Source organism: Pseudonocardia sediminis (assembly GCF_004217185.1).
GTDB classification, from domain to species: Bacteria; Actinomycetota; Actinomycetes; order Mycobacteriales; family Pseudonocardiaceae; genus Pseudonocardia; species Pseudonocardia sediminis.
This window is the reverse complement of record NZ_SHKL01000001.1, coordinates 176,603-197,889: the sequence shown is the minus strand read 5'-3', so window position 1 is coordinate 197,889 and position 21,287 is coordinate 176,603. Positions and strand designations below refer to the sequence as shown.

Annotated in this window: 11 protein-coding genes and 1 pseudogene; 6 read left to right on the top strand and 6 right to left on the bottom strand. The window is 73.8% G+C overall.

Going from position 1 to position 21,287, the window contains the following annotated elements:
• Nucleotides 1–24 precede the first annotated feature (24 nt).
• Together EV383_RS00935 and EV383_RS32550 are read right to left on the bottom strand one after the other, a co-directional pair.
• Nucleotides 25–711, bottom strand: a complete 687-nt coding sequence (locus EV383_RS00935; protein WP_130288147.1) for a hypothetical protein — start codon at nt 709–711, stop codon at nt 25–27.
• A gap of 127 nt (nt 712–838) precedes the next feature.
• Nucleotides 839–2,848: an acyltransferase family protein gene (locus EV383_RS32550; protein WP_130288146.1), complete on the bottom strand. Its 2,010-nt coding sequence runs from the start codon at nt 2,846–2,848 to the stop codon at nt 839–841.
• Between the two features lie 260 nt (nt 2,849–3,108).
• Here EV383_RS32550 and EV383_RS00925 point away from each other — a divergent pair, with 260 nt between their 5' ends.
• Both EV383_RS00925 and EV383_RS00920 read left to right on the top strand, forming a co-directional pair.
• Complete coding sequence (locus tag EV383_RS00925) at nt 3,109–6,351, top strand: arabinosyltransferase domain-containing protein (RefSeq protein WP_165438190.1); 3,243 nt, start codon at nt 3,109–3,111, stop codon at nt 6,349–6,351.
• Between the two features lie 90 nt (nt 6,352–6,441).
• The gene (locus EV383_RS00920) at nt 6,442–8,352 is read left to right on the top strand and encodes a glycosyltransferase (RefSeq protein ID WP_130288144.1); all 1,911 of its coding nucleotides are present in this window, start codon (nt 6,442–6,444) and stop codon (nt 8,350–8,352) included.
• Here the strand turns inward: EV383_RS00920 and EV383_RS00915 are convergent.
• From EV383_RS00915 to EV383_RS00905, 3 genes are all read right to left on the bottom strand, one after another.
• Complete coding sequence (locus tag EV383_RS00915) at nt 8,328–9,014, bottom strand: hypothetical protein (RefSeq protein ID WP_130288143.1); 687 nt, start codon at nt 9,012–9,014, stop codon at nt 8,328–8,330. The genes EV383_RS00920 and EV383_RS00915 overlap by 25 nt on opposite strands.
• Before the next feature lie 177 nt (nt 9,015–9,191).
• A complete protein-coding gene (locus tag EV383_RS00910) occupies nt 9,192–12,335 on the bottom strand; it encodes an arabinosyltransferase domain-containing protein (protein ID WP_130288142.1) in 3,144 nt (1,047 codons plus the stop codon).
• The gene (locus tag EV383_RS00905) at nt 12,332–14,344 is read right to left on the bottom strand and encodes a glycosyltransferase (protein ID WP_130288141.1); all 2,013 of its coding nucleotides are present in this window, start codon (nt 14,342–14,344) and stop codon (nt 12,332–12,334) included. Before EV383_RS00905 ends, EV383_RS00910 begins: the two co-directional genes overlap by 4 nt.
• Before the next feature lie 172 nt (nt 14,345–14,516).
• Between EV383_RS00905 and EV383_RS33010 the strand changes: the two are divergent.
• A pseudogene (locus EV383_RS33010) lies at nt 14,517–14,726 on the top strand (nucleotidyltransferase domain-containing protein); the annotation flags it as partial.
• A gap of 311 nt (nt 14,727–15,037) precedes the next feature.
• A complete protein-coding gene (locus EV383_RS31900; protein WP_165438189.1) occupies nt 15,038–15,577 on the top strand; it encodes an MSMEG_1061 family FMN-dependent PPOX-type flavoprotein in 540 nt (179 codons plus the stop codon).
• A 28-nt stretch (nt 15,578–15,605) separates the two neighbouring features.
• On the opposite strand, the gene glf is transcribed toward EV383_RS31900, so the two are convergent.
• Nucleotides 15,606–16,811: a UDP-galactopyranose mutase gene (gene glf / locus EV383_RS00890; RefSeq protein ID WP_207223395.1), complete on the bottom strand. Its 1,206-nt coding sequence runs from the start codon at nt 16,809–16,811 to the stop codon at nt 15,606–15,608.
• A gap of 178 nt (nt 16,812–16,989) precedes the next feature.
• On the opposite strand from glf, the gene EV383_RS00885 reads away from it, so the two are divergent.
• Entirely contained in the window at nt 16,990–18,975 is a 1,986-nt protein-coding gene (locus EV383_RS00885) for a DUF6541 family protein (protein WP_130288138.1), read from the top strand.
• Nucleotides 18,976–19,130: 155 nt separating this feature from the next.
• Nucleotides 19,131–21,281 (top strand): DUF6541 family protein, encoded by a 2,151-nt coding sequence (locus EV383_RS00880; RefSeq protein WP_130288137.1) that lies wholly within the window; start codon nt 19,131–19,133, stop codon nt 21,279–21,281.
• Nucleotides 21,282–21,287: the final 6 nt, after the last annotated feature.

The window sequence follows — 21,287 nt, the reverse complement described above, 5'->3', positions numbered from 1 at the left end:
CTCCCCCGGCGTCCGCCCGGGCGGTCAGGCGGGGCGGCGCACGATGAGCACGGCCGACTCCCCGGACCCGGGGGCGAGCGTCAGGCGGCCGATCGACCGCTGCGTCGCCGCGGGTGCGGTCCGCGGGTCCAGCCCGGCGGGGACGCGGCCGTACGGGCCGCGACACAGGCCGTCACTGCCCTCCCGGACGATCTCGAGGCCCGCGGCGACGATCAGCTCGCGGATCCGTGCGTGGCCCCGCGGGACGGGCGGGGTGGGCCAGCGGGCGCCGAGCAGCTCCCGGGCCCGGCCGTCCGCGTCGGCGGCGACGACCAGCGCGCGGCCCCCGGGCTCAAGGGCCCGGAACCAGCCGCCGGGACCGACGTCGGCGTCCAGCGCGTCGTCGGGGAGGTGGTCCAGCACGCCGACGGCGGTCAGCGCCGCGACCGGGCCGGGCAGCGTCGAGGCGTCGGTGTGGACCGGGCAGCCGGGCGCACCGGCGCGCAGGGCGGTGGCGTCGGCCTCGGTGGCCGCCAGCCCTGCGGCCGGGCCGAGCGCGGCCAGCCCGGCGAGCAGCGCGCCGTCACGGCCGCCGACGTCGAGGTAGGGCCCGCGGCCCAGGTGGTGCCGGGCGAGGCGGACGTACCAGCCGACGGCGGCGGGGTCCGGGGCCGGTGGGGCGGGCGGTGCGACGTCCGGGAAGTCGTCGGAGGGCGGGCTCGCGGCGTTCATCGTTCCGTTCGGCGGAGGCGGGTCGGACGAGGGGCGGCCGGTCTCCCGTGGTGGCATCCACGCGGTTCCGGCCGCCCCATCCTGCCGCCGACGCCCCCGCCGTCGCGCGGGCGGGGGCGTCCGGTCCTCAGCTGTCCCGGTAGTGCAGCCCGTGGGTGGGACGGCGACGGCGCCGCATGGGGTTGCCGCCGCGCACCGACGCCGCGGCCGTGGCGACGATCGGGGTGGCGGCGCTGTCGTGCGCGCTGTGCCGTCCGCGTCCCCGACCGCACCGTTCGACACCGGTCCGGCTGCCGCCGTGCGGGCCCCCGGCGTCGGCCCGCGGGCCGGGGACCGCTGTTCCCTCCGGCGAGGGGTCGGTCTCCGGGTCCGCCGTGAGCAGTGCCCCCGCACGCTCCTCCCGGGTCTCCTTCCGGGTCCGGGTCCGGGCCCGCACCGGCAGTCCCGCCCCGGTGAGCTGCGGGTCCGAGAGCTCGGACGTGGTGGGCGCCGGGACCGACAGCGCCCGGTCGGAGCGTTCCTGCACCTCACGCACGTGCTCGGCCCGGGCGGCCGGGTCGAACAGGTCGCCGACCGGGGTCGCGCGCAGACGTGCGGCGGCCATCAGGTTGCCGGCGAGGCGGTCGCCCTCGTGGTCGTCGCCGTGCCCGGCGTCGCGCGCGGCGTGCAGGCGGTCGAGCACCCACTCCGCGGTGTCGAACCGCTGGGCCGGGACCGGGCCCAGCGGCTGCGGCGTGTCGTGGGCGGGTTCGTGCTGGCGCGGGAGCTCGGTCGCCGGGTGTACCGGGCGAGCCGGGGCCGGGCGGGCCTGCATCGGGAGACGCGTCGTCGGCGGGTCCAGCCGGGCCCGGGCGCTGTCCACCGGCTCCAGGGACAGGCGCGGCAGCAGCGCCGTGACCGGGTCGAGGCGGGCGCGGTCGTTGTCCCAGCGGTCGTCCTGGTGCTCCGCGCCCGCGTCCTCCGCCGCCACCGCCTCGGGCGCCGGGGCCCGGCGACGACCGGGCAGGTCACGCATCCAGACCCGGGCCGGCTTCTCGACCAGGACGAACAGCAGGTGCGCGGCCGGGATCGTCGCGACCAGCACACCGAGGCCGACCAGGTGCGCGGACATCGATCCCGCGGCCAGGAACCCCTCGCCGCCGGCGCGGCGCAGCGCCAGCCAGAACACCTCGAACATCGGGATGTGCACCAGGTAGAGGGCGTAGGAGATCCGTCCGCCGTGCACCATCGGCCGCGACGCCAGGAACCGCGCCGGACCGCGGTCGGCCAGGGCCAGCGCCCCGACCAGCACCGGGAACAGCAGCGCGACCAGGCCCACCGCGCCGACCCCGGCGACGACGCTCGCCACGAGCGCGGCCAGGATCCCGGCGATCGCGATCCCCGCCAGCACCGAGGCGATGCGCCGGTTCCGCTCGCTCGAGCGCAGGCGGCGGACCACCAGCAGCGTCAGGACACCGGCGGAGAACCCGCAGACGATCCGGACCAGCCAGCTGAACGGGTAGTACGGGCTCCCCACCAGCACGAACGCGGCGGCCATCGGCGCCATCAGCGCGACCGCACCCAGAGCCAGGACCACGACCGGCAGCCGCCGCAGGCGGAAGAACACCAGCGCCGTCAGCGGGAACAGCAGGTAGGCCAGCCACTCGGCGCTGATCGACCAGGTCGGGCCGACCCAGGACGCGCCGTCGAGGAACGGCCGGTTCCACATCTGCACCAGGAACACCTGCTGCAGCCACTCCCCCCAGCTCAGGGTCGGCTGCACGGCCTGGAACGCGACCTCGGACGGGTCCGACCCGAACATCGACCGGGCGACCATCCAGACGCCGAACAGGTTGAACACCAGGAAGTACGCGGGCCACATCCGCGCCGCCCGGGCCCAGACGAAGCGCCGGGCCTCGCGCAGCCGCAGCCGCGGGCCCAGCACGTCGAGGTAGGTGTAGGCGATCACGAAGCCGCTGAGCACGAAGAACAGGTCCACCCCGAGCGAGCCCTGGGTCACCAGCGGGCCCAGCAGAGCGGAGACGTCGGCGACGCCGGGCAGCGCGGTGAAGTGGAAGTGGAACGCGACCACCCAGACCGCGGCGACGATGCGAAGACCGGTCAGCGGCCGCAGTTCACCGCCGGGCGCACGGTTCATCCGGGCAGCGGTGTCCGGCGCCGATGCGGAGCGCCCGGTGGCGATGTTCTTCACAGTCAGGGCCAACGAGGTTGCGCCGACACCGTCACCGGGGACACCCGAACTAGGCCCGAATGTCGCATCTGGTGACGGAGAGTGTCGATCATGGGAGATCCGCGACCTTGACTCCCCGGGCGGGGGATACCGCCGGACGGAGGCGTCGGACCCGTGTGGACGGGGCCGTGCCGAACCGTCCGAAGACGCTGTCTAGCCTCGACGGGGTGCTGACCACCGACCAGGTGGCCGCAGAATCACGGGACACGACGTCGTCCCGCGCACGCGGCCCACGTCCCGTCGACCGTTGGCTCGCCGCCGGTCTCGGGCTGATCTCGGCCGTGCTCGCGCTGGCCGTGCCGTTCCTGCCCGTCGTGCAGACCACCTCCGAGGTGCGCTGGCCGACGGCACAGAGCGGTACCGCCGCCGTCGACACGCCCCTGGTCGCGATGCGTCCGGAGACGATGGAGGCGACGTTCCCCGTCGCCGCGATCCGCAGCCTCGAGGCCCGCACCCCGGGCACCGCGACCGTGTTCTCCACCGTCCCCGTGAACGCCCCGGACGGGAACACCGTCGGGATGCGGGTCAGTGTCGACGCCGGCACGGTCGCGATCGACGTCCGCGGCCGGCAGGTCGTGACGGCACCGCTCCCGCCCGGGGACGGCGCACTGCGCATCACCTCGGACTTCGGCCGCACCGTCGCCACGCTCGGTGACCAGCAGCTGTTCTCCCTCGACTTCGACGCGCGACCCCAGGTCGTCGGGATCTACTCCGACCTCGACGCCGCGCAGGACCCGGTCGGCGACACGTCCGTGCGGATCGAGGCGGACAACCGCTACGACAGCACCGCGACCGTCCTGAAGATCGTCGTCAGCGCGATCGCCGTCCTCACCCTGGCCGGTTGCCTCTGGTTCCTGCGCCGGATGGACGACCGCGACGGCCGCCGGGTGCTGCACGGGCGGCGGCTGTCCCGGGCCCTGCAGGGACGCGACATCCTGCGCGACGCGCTCGTGGTCGTCGTCCTCGGCGTGTGGACGGCGATCGGCAGCGTCACCCCCGACGACGGCTACATCCTGGCCATCTCCCGGGCCGACGACGCGGCCGGCTACATCGGCAACTACTACCGCTGGTTCAACGTCCCGGAGGCCCCGTTCGGCTGGTTCTACCAGCTGTACTCGCTCTGGAGCGGGATCTCGGAGTCCGTCCTGTGGCTGCGGCTGCCCGCGCTCGGGATGGGTGTGGCCTCGTGGTTCCTGATCAGCCGCGCGCTGCTGCCGCGCCTGGGCACCCGGGTCCGCCGCAGCCGTTCCGCCGGCTGGGCCGCCGCCGGGGTCTTCCTCTGCTACTGGCTGACCTTCGACAACGGGCTGCGGCCCGAGACCGTCGTCGTCATCGCGGCGCTGCTGTCGTTCGTCACGCTGGAGCGGGCGCTGGCCACCCGGCGCCTGCTGCCGGTCGCCGGTGCGCTGTTCGCCGCGGCGTTCGCCGTCGCGGCCACCCCGACCGGGTTGATCGCGCTGGCCCCGTTCCTGGCCGCCGCGCGGCCGCTGCTGCGGCTGCTGAGCGAGCGCGGACGCCGCACCGGGTGGGTGACGACGCTGGCCCCGCTCGCCGCCGCCGGGCTGATCGTGCTGGTCGCGATCTTCGGCGACCAGACCTGGGCGACGATCTCCGAGGCCACCCGCGTGCGCACCGAGATCGGCCCGAACCTGGCCTGGTACGAGGAGCTGACCCGCTACCAGAACCTGTTCTCCGAGAGCCGCGACGGCTCCCTGATGCGCCGCTTCCCGGTGCTGCTGACGCTGCTGTGCACCGCGGTCGCGGCGATGGTCCTGCTGCGCCGGGGACGGATCCCGGGCGCCGCGCTGAACTTCAGCCGCCGGCTGATGGGCAGCACCGTGCTCTCGTTCGCGGTGCTGGCCCTGACCCCCACCAAGTGGACCCACCACTTCGGCGCGTTCGCCGCGCTCGGCGCCGGGATGGCCGCACTCGCCGCGCTGGCCACCAGCACCGGCGTCCTGCGCTCGCGCCGCAACCAGGCGCTGTTCCTCTCCGCCGTCCTGGCGGTCACCGGTCTGGCCTTCACCGGGCCGAACACCTGGTGGTACGTCTCCAACTGGGGCGTGCCGTGGTTCGACAAGCCGCCGTCGATCATGGGGTACTCGGCGACCGAGCTGCTGCTGGTCCTGGCCGCGATCTCGCTGATCGTCGGCGTCGTGGAGCACCTGCGCACGCCGGGGATCCCGCGGCCGGTGCTGAGCCAGAAGGCGCCCGTGGCCGGGCGGCGGATCCGCCGTGTGCGGTTGAGCCAGGCCCAGGCGGTGCGTCTGGGCTCGGCCCCGATCGCCGTCGTGTGCGCGCTGATGGTGCTGTTCATGGTCGCCTCGCTGGCCAAGGGCATGGAGAAGCAGGCCGGCAGCTACTCGCTCGGCGCCGACGTGATCAGCGACCCGACCGGCTCGAACTGCGGGCTGGCCGGACGGCTCCTCGTGGAGACCGACCCGGCGGCCGGTGTGCTCCCGGCGGCCCCGCCGACCGGCAGCCCGGACGACGCCCCGAGCGCGGTCGGGTTCTCCCCGACCGGGCTCCCGCCGACCGGTCCGGGCTCGCTGCGCGACAACAACGGCCAGGGTGACCGCCTCGCGGACGTCCTCGGTGCCGGGCCGCTCGGCGGACCGGTCGTGGGCAGCTACTCGACCAGCCCGAACGCCGTCGGCGACTACCGCTCCGGCTGGTACTCGCTGCCCGAGGCCGCCCGCAACGGGTCCGCGCCCCTGGTGCTCGGCATCGCCGGTTCGGTGGGGCTGGGCAACGAGCTGACGCTCGAGTTCGCCCGCGGTTCCCAGCCCGTCGGCGAGATCTCCCCGCCCGGGGCCGGCGGCACCGTCAGCACGACCGCGGACCCGTCGGGCACCTCGGCCGGCGGGCGCGCCTGGCGCGACGTGCGGCTCGACCTGGCGAACACCCCGGTCGCGACGGCCGACCGCGTCCGCGTGGTCGCCACCGACCGCGGCACCGGGCCGAACTCCTGGCTCGCCGTCGCCCAGCCGCGGGTGCCGGTCCTGACCCCGATGACCCAGCTCGTCGGCGACGAGCCCGGGTTCCTCGACTACACCGTCGCGTTCCCGAGCCCGTGCCTCAAGCGTTTCGACGTCAACGCCGGCATCGCGCAGGTCCCGACCTACCGGTTCCTGGGCGACACCCAGCTGCGCGCCGTCGGCGACAGCTGGAGCTTCCCGTCCGCGGGCGGGCCGCTCGGGTGGCTGAGCCAGGTCGCCGCGCAGCGTGTGCTGCCGACGTACCTGCCCGGGGCCTGGGACTTCGACGCGGGCCAGTTCCGCGTCGTCGAGCCCTACGCCGCCGACGCGGCCCGGCCGGACGTCGTCCGCGGCACCCGCACGATGTGGGGCTGGTCCGCGGTCGGACAGGCCGGTCCCCCGCCGTCGGACCCGTCGCCGCTGCCCGGATGAGCCGGCGGGACAATGGAGGGGTGAGGCCCCTCCGGCCGGCGACGACCGGAGACCCGACCGGACGACCCCCTGGAAGGCGAGCCGTTCCCGATGCTGCGTACCGCTGAGCCCGCTCGGAGCCACGACCCCGCTCCGCTGACGACGGACGGGCGCGCCCCCGACGCGCGCCTGACCGTGCAGCGCGGGATGTTCGCGGGGCCGACGGCGCTGGTCCCGCAGGACCTCTATGCGGAGATCCTGCGCGGCACGGCCCGCCGCGACCGCACGACGGTGTCGCTCACCCCGGGCACGCACGTCTCCACCAACACCTACTGGGGACGGCTGCACGCCACCTACTGGCAGCGCTGGACCGCCGTCGGCGAGGTGCGGGTGACGCTGCGCGCGTCCGGCACCGGCCGGGTGTGGCTGATGGCCTCGGACACGAACAAGGTCGGCCGCGCCGTCGACGTCGCATCGTGTGACGGCGGTGGGGACACCGAGATCGTGCTCACCGGGCCGGTCGACCGGTTCGTCGACGGCGGCGGCATGTGGATCGAGATGGCCACCGAGACCGGCGAGCTGACCGTCTCCGACGTGCGCTGGAGCGTCGCGCACCCGGAGCCGCTGCGGCCGACGTCGATCACGATCTGCACGTTCAACCGGGTCTCCGACTGCCTGAACACGCTGCAGGCGCTGCTCGACGACCCGTTCGCCCGCGACCGCGTGCGGTACGTGCGGGTCGTCGACCAGGGCACCGACCCGCTGGAGAGCCGGGACCGGTTCGCCGGCATCGCCGAGGCGTTCGGCGACCAGCTGCGCTACCAGCGCCAGCCGAACCTGGGCGGGGCCGGCGGCTTCACCCGCGGGCTGTTCGAGGCCACGGCCGGCGACCCGGCCGACGACCACGACGTCCTGCTGATGGACGACGACGTCCTGCTCGACCCCGAGATCGTGGTCCGCCTCATCGGCTTCGCGGCCTGCACGACGCGCCCGGCCATCGTCGGCGGGCAGATGCTCAACCTGCTGCACCCCGGGCACGTGCACATCACCGCGGAGTACGCGATCCCCGAGCAGCTCAAGGTCGGGCTGCCGGTGGACGGCGCGATGGTCGAGGGGTTCCTGCTCGGCCGCGACGAGCGCCAGCTCCCGATGGTGCAGGAGCGCCGCGTCGACACCGAGTACAACGGCTGGTGGTCCTGCCTGATCCCGGCCTCGATCGTGCGCGCGATCGGCTACCCGCTGCCGCTGTTCTTCCAGTGGGACGACGTCGAGTTCGGCTACCGGGCCCGCGAGCACGGCTACCCGACGGTGTCGCTGCCCGGCGCCGGTGTCTGGCACGCGGACTTCGGCTGGAAGGACTGGGACGAGTGGCACCGCTACTTCAACCAGCGCAACGGCCTGATCACCGCGTCCCTGCGCACCGGGTTCGACCGGCGCACGGTGACCACCACCGTCACCACGCTGCTGGGCCAGTACCTGGTCGCGATGCAGTACGGGCTGGCCGCGACGCTGCTGCAGGCCGTCGAGGACTTCCTGGAGGGTCCGGACATCCTCGTCGACGGCTCGGCCGCGGCCGCGGCGGAGATCCGCCGGATCCGTGCCGCCTACCCGGAGACGACGCCGGTGCCGGTGAACGACCTGCCGCTGGACTTCCGCGAGACCCAGGTCCACCTGTCCCCCGGCAAGCCGGCGCGGATGCTGCTGACCTGGGTGAAGCGGGCGCTGTTCCAGGGCACCGGACGGGTCCCGTTCCGGACCGGGATGGTGCCGGCCGGTGAGGCGCACTGGTGGCACGTGTCGCTGTTCGAGCGGGCGATCGTGACCGACATGGCCGAGACCGGGGTCCGGGTCCGCACCCGGGACCGCGACCGCCTGCGCGAGCTCTCCCGCCGCGCCGTGCGCACGCTGCGCCGCCTGCACGCGGAAGGTCCGCAGGTCGCGCAGCAATGGCGCGACGCCGCGCCGCAGCTGACGAGCCGGGAGAACTGGGCGCGCCTCTACGAGATCGACGAGCGCAGCTGACCCCGAGCCCCCGGAGCGATGCGGGAGCCGCGGAGCACCCACGCCCGGTGGACGAGCACCACGACCAGGACGAGGATCGCCGCGAGCGGCCGTGGGTGCCCGAGGACGAGCCCGACCGTCAGGTCCACCGGGACCGCGACGACGGCCGCCGCGAACACCCAGCGCGGCCCGGTCGGTGGCTTGGCCCTCCGAATGCCCGGCGTGCGGCCCCACGGCTTGGCGATCGAGAGCCAGCCCTGGAACGCGATCGCGCCCGCCATCAGCGCCGGGCCGAGCACCAGGCCGGTCGCCGACGGGACCTGTTCCGGCGTCGTCCGCGCCACGTCCAGGGCGTTCGACAGCACGAAGATGCCCAGGTAGAGCTGCACCAACGTGATCGCGAACTTGATCGTGACCCACCAGTGGTGGAAGAAGCCGAATGCGGTCGCGGCACTGAGCACGATGCCGGTCAGCGCGGAGCCGGCGGCCAGCGGCGCGAGCAGCGACTGGTCGAGGTGGTGCGCCGTCTCCAGCGCCCCGAGCCGCAGGGCCGGGTGGGTCGCGGCGAAGGCCAGCGACACCGCCATCACCGCGGCCAGGGCCATCCAGCCGACGGACGTGAGCACGTGCAACCAGACGGTCAGCTGACGCCAGGTGCGCAGGGACGGGGCCGCGGGAGACATGGACCCATCGCAGCCGGAGTGACCCGACACCACATCGGGGACGACCCCGAGTCGGCCGTCAGGGTGGCCTTCTGGTGATCCGCACCCCTGCCATCCGTTCGCACCCCCTGCACGAGGTGCGGATCGCGGCAAGGGGTGCGGATGAGCCGGGCCGGCTGCCTCGCCGGTGGGCTCAGGTCAGCCCAGGAAGTCCCGGCCGGTGTAGTACTTGCCGACCAGGGTGGGCAGGCGCGTCCAGCCGTTGCGCTCGACCGTGCCGACGGAGAGGTCGAACAGGCCCGGCGGGTGGTCGTAGGAGACGCGCTCGACGTGGCCCCAGCCGAACATCGCACGCCCGCCCGGCGGTTCGAGACCGGACGGGAGCTCGACGAACCTGGCCGTCCGGTCGACGGCGGCCAGAGTGCCGCCGTTGGCGGTGAAGGTGGAGTTGTCCTTGATCGCGTCCTCGAAGCCGTCACCGGCACGCAGGCGCCACGCGGGGGCCTGGGCCAGGCCGTCGCGGATCACGATCTGGTCGGCGCACGGCCAGAGCACCGCGGAGACCTGGTCGGCGAACACCGGCTGCCCGGCGATCAGCTCGGACGCCGGGCGCGCCTCGGCGAGGTAGGGCGCGCCGACGCCGAGCCAGCTGTCCGCGCCGTCGATGCGGTCGGCCGCCACGAGCCGGACGGCGCTCGGCGGGCCGGGGAGCCGGGCCTCGGCCGGGTCGGCGGACAGGTTCACCCAGTCGGCCTTCTTGGAGCCGGGCAGGTCGAGGGTGATCCGGTCGGTGGCGGTCGGCGCCCCGGCGGGGCCGGCCCCGACCTCGAGGACCACCGACTGGCCCGACCTCAGGTCCCCCGTGGCCGGGACGATCACGGAGCCGGACCCCGTGTCGGCCGGGAGCGGGTACCAACCGGTGGTCACGGAGCCGACACCGGTTCCGCCGGGGGCGTCGTCGCCCCAGACACCCGCCGACGCACCCCCCGGCGCACTCCGCTGCGGCGGGACGCCCGCCCGCATGTCGCCGGTGACCGTCTCGGGCCCGGCGGCAGCACCCAGTCCGGGCTCGGCCGGGGCCATCGCCTGCACGGCGTCGGCGAGACCGCAGGGACGGCCGGCGAGCGTGGCCAGGTTCATCGACGCGACGGACGCGCCCGGAGCCTGACCGACCGGTGCCACCGAGAACACGACCAGCATCAACACGGCCCCGCCGGCGAGCGCGACCCCGAGGACCGCCCGGTCCGGGGTGAGCCCGCTGGGCCGGCCGCTACGACGGCGCCGGTACACCCAGTACACCGCCGCAGCGGCCACCAGGATCCACAGGAAAGGACTACGCAGGTAGAGCGGCCCGGCGTGCGGCGCGAGCACGTTCGAGTTGACCGCCGCATCGATCACGGAGTGGTTGCCGAACGGCTGTCCCCAGTCCGAGAACGGGCGCCAGAGGTTGGGTCCGGCGAACGACACCGCGGCTGCGACCCCGGCCAGGGCGGCCCCGACGGCGAGCACCCGGGCCGGTGTCCGGCGCGGCAGTGGCGTGCGGACCAGGGCGAGCGCGAGCAGCAGCGTCGCCGGTGCGGCGACGGCGCCGAAGTGGTTGACCCACTTCGTCGGCGACACCGCGACCGCCACCAGCGACAGCGCGGTGATCGTCAGGGCGAAGCCGAGCGCGGAGCCGAGCGGCCCGCCCGTCCCGCGCCGGCGGCCCAGCCGGACGAGTCCGGCGGCGACCACGGCGAGCGTCAGCAGGACCGGCAGGCGCTTGCCCCAGGCGCCCTGGTCGTTCGGCTGCAGCAGGTTCGCGTAGTGCACGATCTCGGAGAACCAGGAGTACTGGAAGTAGTACCAGCGGTGCACCGCGATCGACTCGCGGACGTCGCCGAGCGAGGCGTCGCCGAACCCCAGCGGGACGATCACGCTCGCCGCCCCGACCGCGACGGCCACCACGGCGAGCCGCTCCGTCCACCCGGCGGCGCGCAGACGTGCCCACACCATCGGCAGGCCCAGCACGAGCGGGACGGCCGCGACCAGCGCCGTCGGGGCGGTGGACACCCCGATGACGGCGACGGCCGTCGCGGCGGCGAGCATCCCGAGGGAGCCCCGCTTCCGGGCGAGCGCCACCAGCAGCATCACCCCGGCCGTGGCCAGCGTCCCGGCAGGCTCCGGGCGCAGCGTGATGCCGTAGGCGGTGAACCAGAGCAGGTGCGCGGCCGCGAGCGCCCAGACGACGCCGGGGCGTCGCCCGAGCCGTCCGGTCAGGACGCTCAGCAGGGCGCGGAGCAGCAGGTAGGTCCCGAGCCCGTAGACGACCGGCAGCACCCGCAGCCACAGCAGGCCCCAGCCGGGCAGGCCCAGCGACTCGCCGAACGAGCCCCAGAACTGCATCAGGTACTGGCTGGTGGAGAACGGGTTCTCGGTGACGTTGAACTGGTAGATGTAGTTGCCGATCGTGCCGGACGCGGCGCCGTTGCGGGCCATCAGCGCGTACCAGGAGTCGTCGACGTTGACCGGGCCGAGCACCGCCCAGGCCAGCGAGACGACCAGGACGACGGCGTCCGGCGCCGACGACGTGATCCGTCCCGCGGAGGAGCGATCGGCACTGTCGGGACGGGCCCGCGGGAGCCGTTCGACGTCGCGTCCCCGCCACGTCCGCCAGGCCACGACGAGCATTGCCACCAGCGAGACCAGGTGCGCGATCAGCAGGACGGTCTTGAGCACCGACGGCGACGACTCGTACCGGGCGTCGGTGTGCAGCTGCACCGAGAGACCGGCGGCCTGCGGCAGGCCCTGCGCGTCCGTCTCGAACTGCGCGACCTGCGGTGGTTCCAGGCCACGCTCCTCCACCAGGGAGGTCCCGGTGCCGCCGGTGCCGAGCACCCGGGTGCCGGTGTCGTCGGCCTCGATCCGGTAGGAGCAGCCCGGGGCGCCGGTCGGGCCGGCGTAGAGCTCGCGCCCGGACGACGTCATCGTGACGCGGTCGCCCGGACCGGCCGTGACCAGCAGTCCCGGGCCCTCGGCCGCGTTCACCGAGGCCGGCATCGTGCGCAGGACGTCGCCGCCACCGGGACGGGCGGCCACCGCGCGCACCGTCTCGCACGGGATCTCGGCGCGCAGCTGCAACGGCCGGTAGGGCGAGAGCGGAACGACGGTCGACGCCGGCGCCTGCCCGGCCTGTGGCCAGGTCAGCACCGGGTCGTTCGCCGTCACCGGAGCGAGGACGGCCAGCGCGCCCAGCAACGACGTCAGCGCCCCCAGCAGCAACAACGCCCACCAGCGGCCCCGCGGACGGGGCTGCTCCGGCGGAGCCTGACCGGTGGCGGGCGCCGCCGTCGCCGTGCTCACTCGAACAGGTGCTTCCAGCCGTCCCGGCTGGTCAGGGTGGGTAGCGCGGCCCGGTAGCGCTCACGCAGCGACGTCCAGTCCGCCGACACCGCGCGGTGCAGCCGGAACGACTCGGACACCATCCGCTTGAACATCGCCGGGTCGCGACGCCGGAACGTGACCCCACGACCGTCCGGTGTGGACACCGTCGCCGAGTCCAGCCCGGCGAGCACGAACCACTGCGCGTTCGCCCACGGCACGTTGCGCTGCGGGCGCTCGCGCAGGCCCGGGTCCGGCGTCTTGAGGTTGCGCAGCACCCCGCGGACCAGTCCGAGCGCCGACTGCGCCCGCCCCGACGGGGGCTCCGGGAACAGCTGGGCGCCCAGCGCGTCGAGATCGGCGAGCGGCACCTGGGTGGCCGAGTCGAGCGGGCGGCCGTCGTCGTAGGTCGCACGCTCGGCCCGGATCTCGGCGAGCACCGTCGGCAGCTTCGGGAACAGCGCCTCCGGCCCGGCCAGGAAGTCGGTGAACGCCTTGATCTGCAGCGCGACCGCGGAGTACTCCATCAGCATCAGGTGCCGCAGCGTGCGCTTGAACGTCTCGCGCAGGATCGCCGTCGGGTCCTCCGGGCCGTGCAGGGCCGCGGCGACGAGCCGGTTGCGGTAGTGGAAGTAGGCCTGCCAGTCCGAGCTGTCGTCCTTCTCGATGAACGACATGTGCCAGATGGCGATGCCCGGCACGGTCGCCGTGCGGTAGCCGCGTGAACGGGCGCGCAGGCCGTACTCGGCGTCGTCCCACTTGATGAACAGCGGCAGCGGCAGGCCCAGGTCCTCGGCGACGACGCGCGGGATCAGGCACATCCACCAGGCGTTGTAGTCGACGTCGACGCGCCGGTGCAGCCACGGGGTCTGGCGCAGCGTCTGCTCGGCCAGGTCGTGGTGCGCCTCGGTCCTCGGGGCGGGACGCCACATGAACTGGTTGCGGTCGACGACCTCGCCCATCGTGGACAGCTGCGAGCGAGCCTGCAGCGAGAGCATCTGCCCGCCCACGAGCATCGGCTCGCGGGAGAACCGGGAGAACGCGACGGCGCGCAGGATCGAGTCCGGCTCGAGCAGGATGTCGTCGTCCATGTAGAGGATCTGCTCGCAGTCGGTGCTGCCGAGCGCCTCGTACATGACGCGCGCGTACCCGCCGGACCCGCCGAGGTTGGGCTGGTCGACGATCCGCAGCCGGTCCCCCAAAGCGGCGGCCGCCTGCTCGTAGCCGGCCTGGTCGCGGACCTTCCTCGTGCCCTGGTCGGGCAGGATCACCGCGGTCACGGCGTCGAGGACGACCGGGTCCTCGCCGATCGCCGTGAGCGTGGCGACGCAGTCGGCGGGGCGGTTGAACGTGGGCATGCCGACCGTGACCGCGGCCCGCCCGGGCGCCGGGTGCGGGGCGTGCCAGCCGCCGCCGTGCAGCGTGAGCTCGGCGTCGTCGGTCGTGAGGTCGAACCAGAACCAGCCGCCGTCCTCGAACGGGCGCAGGTCCAGTGCCATCTCGACCTCGCGACGGCCGTCGACGACCTCACCGCCGACGTAGATCTGCGACCCGTCGGCCTTGGTGCGGTAGACGTCGACCCGGCCCGACCCCTCCAGGTCCAGGCGCAGCGCGATGTCGGTCAGCGTGGACCAGGCGCGCCAGTAGCCGGCCGCGAAGCCGTTGAAGTAGGCGCCGAACGAGACCTCGGTCTGCGCCGGCACCACGGCCGTCGTCCGCGAGGTGACCTTCAGCCGCCGTCCGCCGGTACCCGAGACGGTCACCGTGACCGGCCGGTCCTTCTCCCCCGGCAACGGCTCGACCGGGGTCAGCTTCGCCCCGGAGCGCTCGTCGACGTAGAGCGTGCGCACCGACATCGGGTCGGCCGGGCGCGGCAGGATCACGCGCTGCAACAGCGTCGGCCCGGTGGTGGGGCCGTCCTGGGCGGGCTTCGGCTGGTCACCGGTGGAGGGGGACACGCGACCTCGCTGGTCGGCGGGGGCTGTGGTCATCGCAGGGCGGACCTCGGCACTCGGCATATCGTGGCGCCGCGGATCGATCACGGCGCACGGGGTTCAGGGGCGCACCGAGGGTAGCCGCGGGCACGACACGGACCGTGAGGCGGGGACGGCGCGCCGTGAATCGGAGACCGGGCCCGGCGGCGGGCGATGCCACATTGATCCCATGAGCGACGACCGGGATCCGCTACCGGCGGGAACCATCGAGGCCTTGCGTGCCGCCGGAGCCCGGTTCGCCCTGCTGCACGGAAGCCGGGCCGCCGGGACGCACCGTCCCGACTCCGATGTCGACGTCGCCGCCTGGTGGGCAACGGACCCGCCCCCGTCCTTCGAGGTGGGTCTCCCTGCCGGGGTCGACCTGCTCGTCCTCAACGGGGCCCCGCTCGAATTGGCCGGGCGGGTCGCGCAGGACGGCAAGCTGCTCTTCGACGACGACCCGCCGCCCGCGTCCGCTGGGTCGCGACGACACGCAAGATCTACGCCGACGAGCTCCCCCGGATGCGCCGCAGCCACGAGGAGTTCCTGCAGAGTCTCCGTCGTGGTTGACCCGGCACGGGTGGCCCGGCTGCTGCGCTCGATCACCGACGACCTCGCCGTTCTCGCGAGCGAGTCGGGGGCGGACCCGGATCGACGCGCCGACCCGCTGTGGATCCGCGGCATCAGGCCAGCCTCACCTACGGTGGTGCCGTGGCGCGTACCGAGATCACGACCGAGACCGAGCTGCGCGAGATCGTCGACCCGCCGTTGCCGTTCATCGCGGACAAGGACACCGACCACCTCGACAAGGTCCAGCAGGCGTTCGTCACCGGGTCACCGCTGTTCTTCCTCGCCACCACCAACGGCGAGGGCCTGCTCGACGTCTCCCCGCGCGGCGACCTGCCGGGCAGCGTCCTGATGCTCGACGACCGCACGCTCGCGTTCCCCGACCGCCGCGGCAACCGCCGTCTGGACAGCCTGCGGAACCTGCTCGTCGACCCGCGGGTCGGGATGCTGTTCGTCCGGCCCGGCGTCACCGACATCCTGCGGGTCAACGGCCACGCCACCGTCGTGCGCGGCGCGCACTACCGGGAGGGCCTCGCGATCGGCGAGTTCGTCCCCGAGATCACCGTCGAGGTCCGGGCCGAGGAGGTGTTCTGGCACTGCGGCAACGCCCTGCGCCGCTCCGGCACCTGGGACGCGACGACCTGGACGGCGTTCGAGCGCCCGGCCGCGACGGCCCGGGCCTGACCCCCGGGCCCGGTCCGGGCGCCCGGGCTCAGTCCTCCGACTCGGTGCCCGAGAGCGCCTTGCCCTCGGTGAAGTGCGGGACGAGACGGTTCTCGAACAGCGTCAGCGCGGAGCCGATCGCCATGTGCATATCCAGGTACTTGTAGGTGCCCAGACGTCCGCCGAACACCACGTTGCGGTTCGCGGTCTCCTTGCGGGCCAGATCCCGGTATCGCTCCAGCTTGGCGCGGTCCTCGGGGGTGTTGATCGGGTAGTACGGCTCGTCGCCGGACTCGGCGAAGCGCGAGTACTCGCGGACGATGACCGTCTTGTCCTTGGGGTAGTCCCGCTCCGGGTGCATGTGCCGGAACTCCAGGATCCGCGTGAACGGCACGTCCTGGTCGTTGTAGTTGACCACCGAGGTGCCCTGGAAGTCGCCGGTCGGCTCGACCGAGAGCTCGAAGTCCAGCGTCCGCCAGCCGAGCTCGCCCTCGCTGTTGCCGAAGTAGGCGTCCAGCGGACCGGTGTAGACGACCGGGACGCCGGCCGGGATGTCGTCGCGGACGGCGAAGTAGTCGGTGTCGAGGCGGACGTCGATGTTCTCGTTGTCGGCCATCTTCTCGAGCCACGCGGTGTAGCCGTCGACCGGCAGTCCCTCGTAGGTGTCGTTGAAATAGCGGTTGTCGAACGAGTACCGGACCGGGAGCCGCGTGATGATCGACGCGTCGAGCTCGGTCGGGTCCGTCTGCCACTGCTTGGCCGTGTAGCCCTTGACGAACGCCTCGTAGAGCGGGCGCCCGACCAGCGAGATCGCCTTCTCCTCGAGGTTCGCCGCGCTCTTCGTGTCCACCTCGGACGACTGCTCGGCGATCAGCGCGCGGGCCTCGTCCGGCGAGTGCGACCGGCCGAAGAACTGGTTGATCAGCGCCAGGTTCATCGGGAACGCGTAGACCTGCTCGCCGACCTTCGCGAACACCCGGTGCTGGTAGCCGGTGAACGCGGTGAACCGGTTCACGTAGTCCCACACCCGCTTGTTCGAGGTGTGGAACAAATGCGCGCCGTAGCGGTGGATCTCGATGCCGGTCTCGGGCTCGGCCTCGGAGTAGGCGTTACCGCCGATGTGACTGCGCCGCTCCAGGACCAGCACCTTCTTGCCCAGACCGCCGTCCTCCTGCGCGGCGGCGGCCCGCTCGGCCACGGTCAGCCCGAAGAATCCGGAGCCGACGACGACGAGGTCGTATCCATCGAAGGTCACGACCCCTGAGGGTAGACGCGCCGTGACGACGGCCTCGCACCCCCGGCCTCGACGCGGCCCGACCGCCGTCCCCGGCGTCGCTATCCTGGTGGGGTCACCGGTCGCGCCCGGTGACGGATGCGCGGCCGCCCACCACCTGCGGGCCGGACCCGCCCCGGGCAGAAGGAGTCGGACCGTCATGAGCTGGCTCGCCGCCGTACCCGTGATGCTCGTGGCCGTGTTCTGGGTCCTGGGACCCGGCCTGCTCGTCGCGCTGGCGTCGGGCCTGCGCGGGATCGTCGCGTGGGGCACTGCACCATTGCTCTCGGTCGGCATCGTCTCGATGTCCGCCGTGGCGGCCGGCGAGCTCGGCGTCCGCTGGGGTGCCCACGTCCCGGGCGTGGCCTCGGTGCTCCTCGCCGGCGTCGCTCTCGGCGGTCGGTACCTGGTGCGTCGATGGCGCGGGGCCCCTGTCACGGACCCCCGGCCGCCGGACGGGCGGTTCGCCGCCGTCGCCGCGACCGCGGGAATGGTCGTCGCCGTCGTCCTCGGCTGGATCTCCTCGGTCGGCGGGATGGGGCGCCCGGACGCGGTGTCGCAGAGCTTCGACGTGAACTTCCACTACAACGCCGTCGCCCGGATCCTCGACACCGGTGACGCGTCCTCGCTCGACGTCGGAAGGCTGGTGTCCGCGGCCGACTCGGCGTTCTACCCCAGCGCCTGGCACGGCATGGTCTCGCTGGTCGCGCCCTACGCCGGCGTCCCGGGTGTGGTGACCGGCTCGAACATGACGGTGCTCGCCGTCGTGCTGGTCGTCTGGCCGCTGTCGTGCCTGCTCCTGGTGCGCCAGGTGGTGGGGCGTTCCGCGGGCGCCGCGCTGGCCACGCCGGTGATCTCGCTCGGCTTCGTCGCGTTCCCGTGGACGCTGGTCACCTACGGAGCGCTGTGGCCGAACCTGATCGGGGTCTCCCTGATGCCGGCCGTGCTCGCCATGGTCGTGACGTTCGCCTGCCGCGCCCGCCACAGCACGCTGGAACGCGGCGGTGCCGTCGTCCTGGCCGGCGTCGGCCTGGCGACCCTCGGGCTCTCGCACCCGAACGCCGTGTTCGGCCTCGCCGTCGTCGCGCTCTGCCCGATGCTGTGGGCACTGGCCGCGTTCGTCCGTGCGCGGGTGCGCCGGCCGACCTGGACGAGGGCGTTCACCGCCCTCGCCGCCACCGTGGCCGCGGTGGCCATGACCGGCGCGGTGGCCTGGCTGATGTTCCGCTCCGAACTGCTCGCCGGTGTCCGCAGCTACACCTGGGACCCCGTCGAGACGTGGCCGCAGGGGCTGCTCAGCGTCGCGACCAACTCGCCCAACGGCAACTCCGAGGCGTGGGCGATCTCGATCCTGGTCGTCGTCGGGGCCGTCGTGGCGGTGCGCCGCACCGGGTGGCTGACGGCCACGTACGTGATCACCGGCCTGCTCTACGTGATCGCGGCGAGCTCGTCCTCCTCGTTCTGGACCGGCGTCTGGTACAACGACTCGCCCCGCCTGGCCGCGATGGTCCCGATCACCGCCGTCCCGCTGGCCGTGCTCGGCGTGCTCGCCCTGGCCGGGCTCATCCGCCGGGCGATCGCCGCGTCCCCGGAGACCGGGTGGCTGCGCCACCCCCGCCCGGCCGTCCTCGTCGCGCTCGGCGTCGCGGCGCTGGTCCTGTTCTCCGGCGGCCTCTACCAGAACTCGCACACCGACCAGCTCGCCTCGATCTACCGCTACCCCGCCGACGCGCTGCTCGAACCGGGCCAGGAGGAGTTCCTCGAACGCGCCGGCGAGATGCTGCCGGCCGACGCCGTCGTCGCGCAGAACCCGTGGGCCGGCAACGCGATGCTGTGGGCGCTGACCGACCGCCGGGTGCTGTTCCCGCACCTCACCGGCGTCTGGACGCCGGAGCAGGAGATGATCGCCTGGCACCTGCGCGACGCCGCGACCGACCCGGCGGTGTGCGCTGCGCTGGCCGCCACCGACGTCCGGTACGCGATCACCGGGCCGCCCACGCTGTGGTCCTGGAACCCGCTGTCCGGCGGGTTCCCGGGCCTCGACGGGCTCGACACCGCACCCGGGTTCGAGCGGATGGCCGGGGACGCACAGCGCGGGCTCTACCGGATCACCGCCTGCGATCCGACCACCGCGATCGGTTCCTGAGCGGCCGCGCGGGGATTCCACCCGGTCGCGCCCGTGCGGCACCCGCCGGATCGTCGGTGCCCGTCGGTATGCTCCGCAGCGTCATCGGCGCTCGCATGCGGTGACCCATTCTCGCCCGACCGGGCCCGGCTGCCGGGGAAGGAGGCGGCCGCGCCATGTCCTGGCTGTCCGCGGTGCCCGCCGTCCTGCTCGCCGGGTTCTGGGCACTCGGACCGGGTCTGCTCATCGCGTACGCGGCCGGGCTCCGCAACCTCGCCGCCTGGGGCGCCGCACCGCTGCTGTCGGTCGCCGTCACGGCGATCCCGGCCGTCGTCGCCGGTTTCCTCGGGATCCCATGGGGTGTGTGGGTCCCGCTCGTGTCGGCGCTGCTGGGCGCGGCCGTCGTGCTCGGCGCGCGTGAGCTGAAGGTCCGGCTGTTCCCGCGCCGCGACCGGCCGGTCGGTCCGGCGACCCTGGCCTGGCGGCGCTGGCGGGTGTTCTACGTCCGGCTGCGCACGCCGCAGGGCATGTTCGCCCGGCTCCCGGACGCCGTCGACGGCCTGTCCACGATGGCCGTCCCGCAGGTCTGGCCGAACGCGGCGGCGCGGGCGCGGGCCTCCGCGGGCCGCGCCCCCTGGCTGGTCGGCGCGGCCGCGACCGCCGGTGCCGCCGCCGCGGCCGTCCTCGGCTGGCTCACCGTCGTGCACGGCTTCGGGCCCGTCGACGGGCTGTCGCAGACCTACGACGCGGTCTTCCACTACAGCGCCGTCGCCGAGATCCTCCGCACCGGCAACGCGTCGTCGCTGCACATCGGGACGCTGACCAACCCGGCACTCTCCACCGCCCTCTACCCCGCCGCGTGGCACGACCTGGTCTCGCTGACGGCCCTGTCGGTACCCGGCGCCGGTGTGCCGGTGGCGACGAACGCGACGGCGCTGGCCGTCGCCGTCGTCGTGTTCCCGATGTCGTCGCTGTTCCTGGTCCGCCAGGTCGCCGGGCCCTCAGTCGGCGCCGCGCTGGCGACGCCGGTGCTGGCCGTCGGGTTCACCGCGTTCCCCTGGGCGCTGATGTCGTTCGGCGTGCTGTGGCCGAACCTGCTCGGCGTGGCGCTGCTGCCGGCCGCGCTGGCCGCCGTCGTCACGCTGTTCGGGCTGGCGAAGGACTCCCAGCTGGGACGGCCGGGGGCCGCGGTGGTGCTCGTCATCGCGGTCCCGACGCTCGCCCTGGCCCATCCGAACAGCGTGTTCAGCCTCGTCGCGCTCGCCCTGTTCCCCACCGTCTGGTGGGTGACCGGGCTGATCCGGCGGCGCCTGTTCACCCGTTCGTTCTGGGTGCCGCTGCTGGCGCTCGCCGGGTCCGTCGCCGTGGTGTGGACGGTCGTGTGGGTGATGGTCGCCTCGCCGCTGCTGGCCGGGGTGCGCAGCTTCGACTGGGGGGCGTTCTCCGAACCGGGAGAGGCGGTCTTCGACGTCGCGTTCGGAGCCACCAACAACCGTCCCGAGTCGTGGACGGTGTCGGTCCTGGTGCTCGTCGGGATCGTGTTCGCGCTGCGCCGGGCCTCGACGAGCTGGCTGGTCCCGGCGCACCTGCTCTCCGGGTTCCTCTACGTGCAGGCCGCGGCGTCGGAGACGACGTTCGCCGCCGCGATCACCGGTGCCTGGTACAACGACTCGTACCGCCTCGCCGCGATGGTGCCGGTCACCGGCGTCGCGCTGGCCGTGGTCGGGACGCTCGGCCTGGCCGGGCTCGCCCGGCGTGCGGTGGCCGCGCTGCCGGTGCCGTCGCCGAAGATCCTCCCCGGGCTGCTCGCCGGGGCCCTGCTGGTCGGGGCCGTGGTGGTCTCCGGCGGGATGAGCGAGAACACGCACGCCAAGGTGCTCGCCGGGCCGTACCAGAACCCGGGCTCGGAGCTGCTCGCTCCGGGGCAGCGCGAGTTCCTGCAACAGGTCGGCGACCTGCTGCCGTCCGACGCCGTCGTCGCGGCGAACCCGTTCACCGGCAGCGTCCTGCTCTACCCGCTGACCGGCCGGGAGGTGCTGTTCCCGCACATGACCGGGGCCTGGACGCCGGACCAGAAGACGCTCGCCGCGCACCTGCGCGACGTGACCACCGACCCGACCGTCTGTCCCGCCGTCCTCGCGACCGGCACCGGCTACGTGATCGACGGACCGACGACGTTCTGGCCCTGGAACGGGGCCGCCCGGAGCTACCCCGGGCTGCAGGACATCAGCCCCGTCCCCGGCTTCGAGCTGATGGCCGACGACGGCGTGAACGCGCTCTACCGGATCACCGCCTGCAGCGGCCCGGTCGAGCCCACCGACTCATGAGTGAGG

What these genes read in the sequence shown, in the direction of transcription:
- EV383_RS00885 (WP_130288138.1), top strand. Translation starts at nt 16,990, where the DNA reads ATGAGCTGGCTCGCCGCCGTACCCGTGATGCTCGTGGCCGTGTTCTGG.
- EV383_RS32550 (WP_130288146.1), bottom strand. Translation starts at nt 2,848, where the DNA reads ATGAACCGTGCGCCCGGCGGTGAACTGCGGCCGCTGACCGGTCTTCGC.
- EV383_RS00935 (WP_130288147.1), bottom strand. Translation starts at nt 711, where the DNA reads ATGAACGCCGCGAGCCCGCCCTCCGACGACTTCCCGGACGTCGCACCG.
- EV383_RS00915 (WP_130288143.1), bottom strand. Translation starts at nt 9,014, where the DNA reads ATGTCTCCCGCGGCCCCGTCCCTGCGCACCTGGCGTCAGCTGACCGTC.
- EV383_RS00880 (WP_130288137.1), top strand. Translation starts at nt 19,131, where the DNA reads ATGTCCTGGCTGTCCGCGGTGCCCGCCGTCCTGCTCGCCGGGTTCTGG.
- EV383_RS00905 (WP_130288141.1), bottom strand. Translation starts at nt 14,344, where the DNA reads ATGACCACAGCCCCCGCCGACCAGCGAGGTCGCGTGTCCCCCTCCACC.
- EV383_RS00920 (WP_130288144.1), top strand. Translation starts at nt 6,442, where the DNA reads ATGCTGCGTACCGCTGAGCCCGCTCGGAGCCACGACCCCGCTCCGCTG.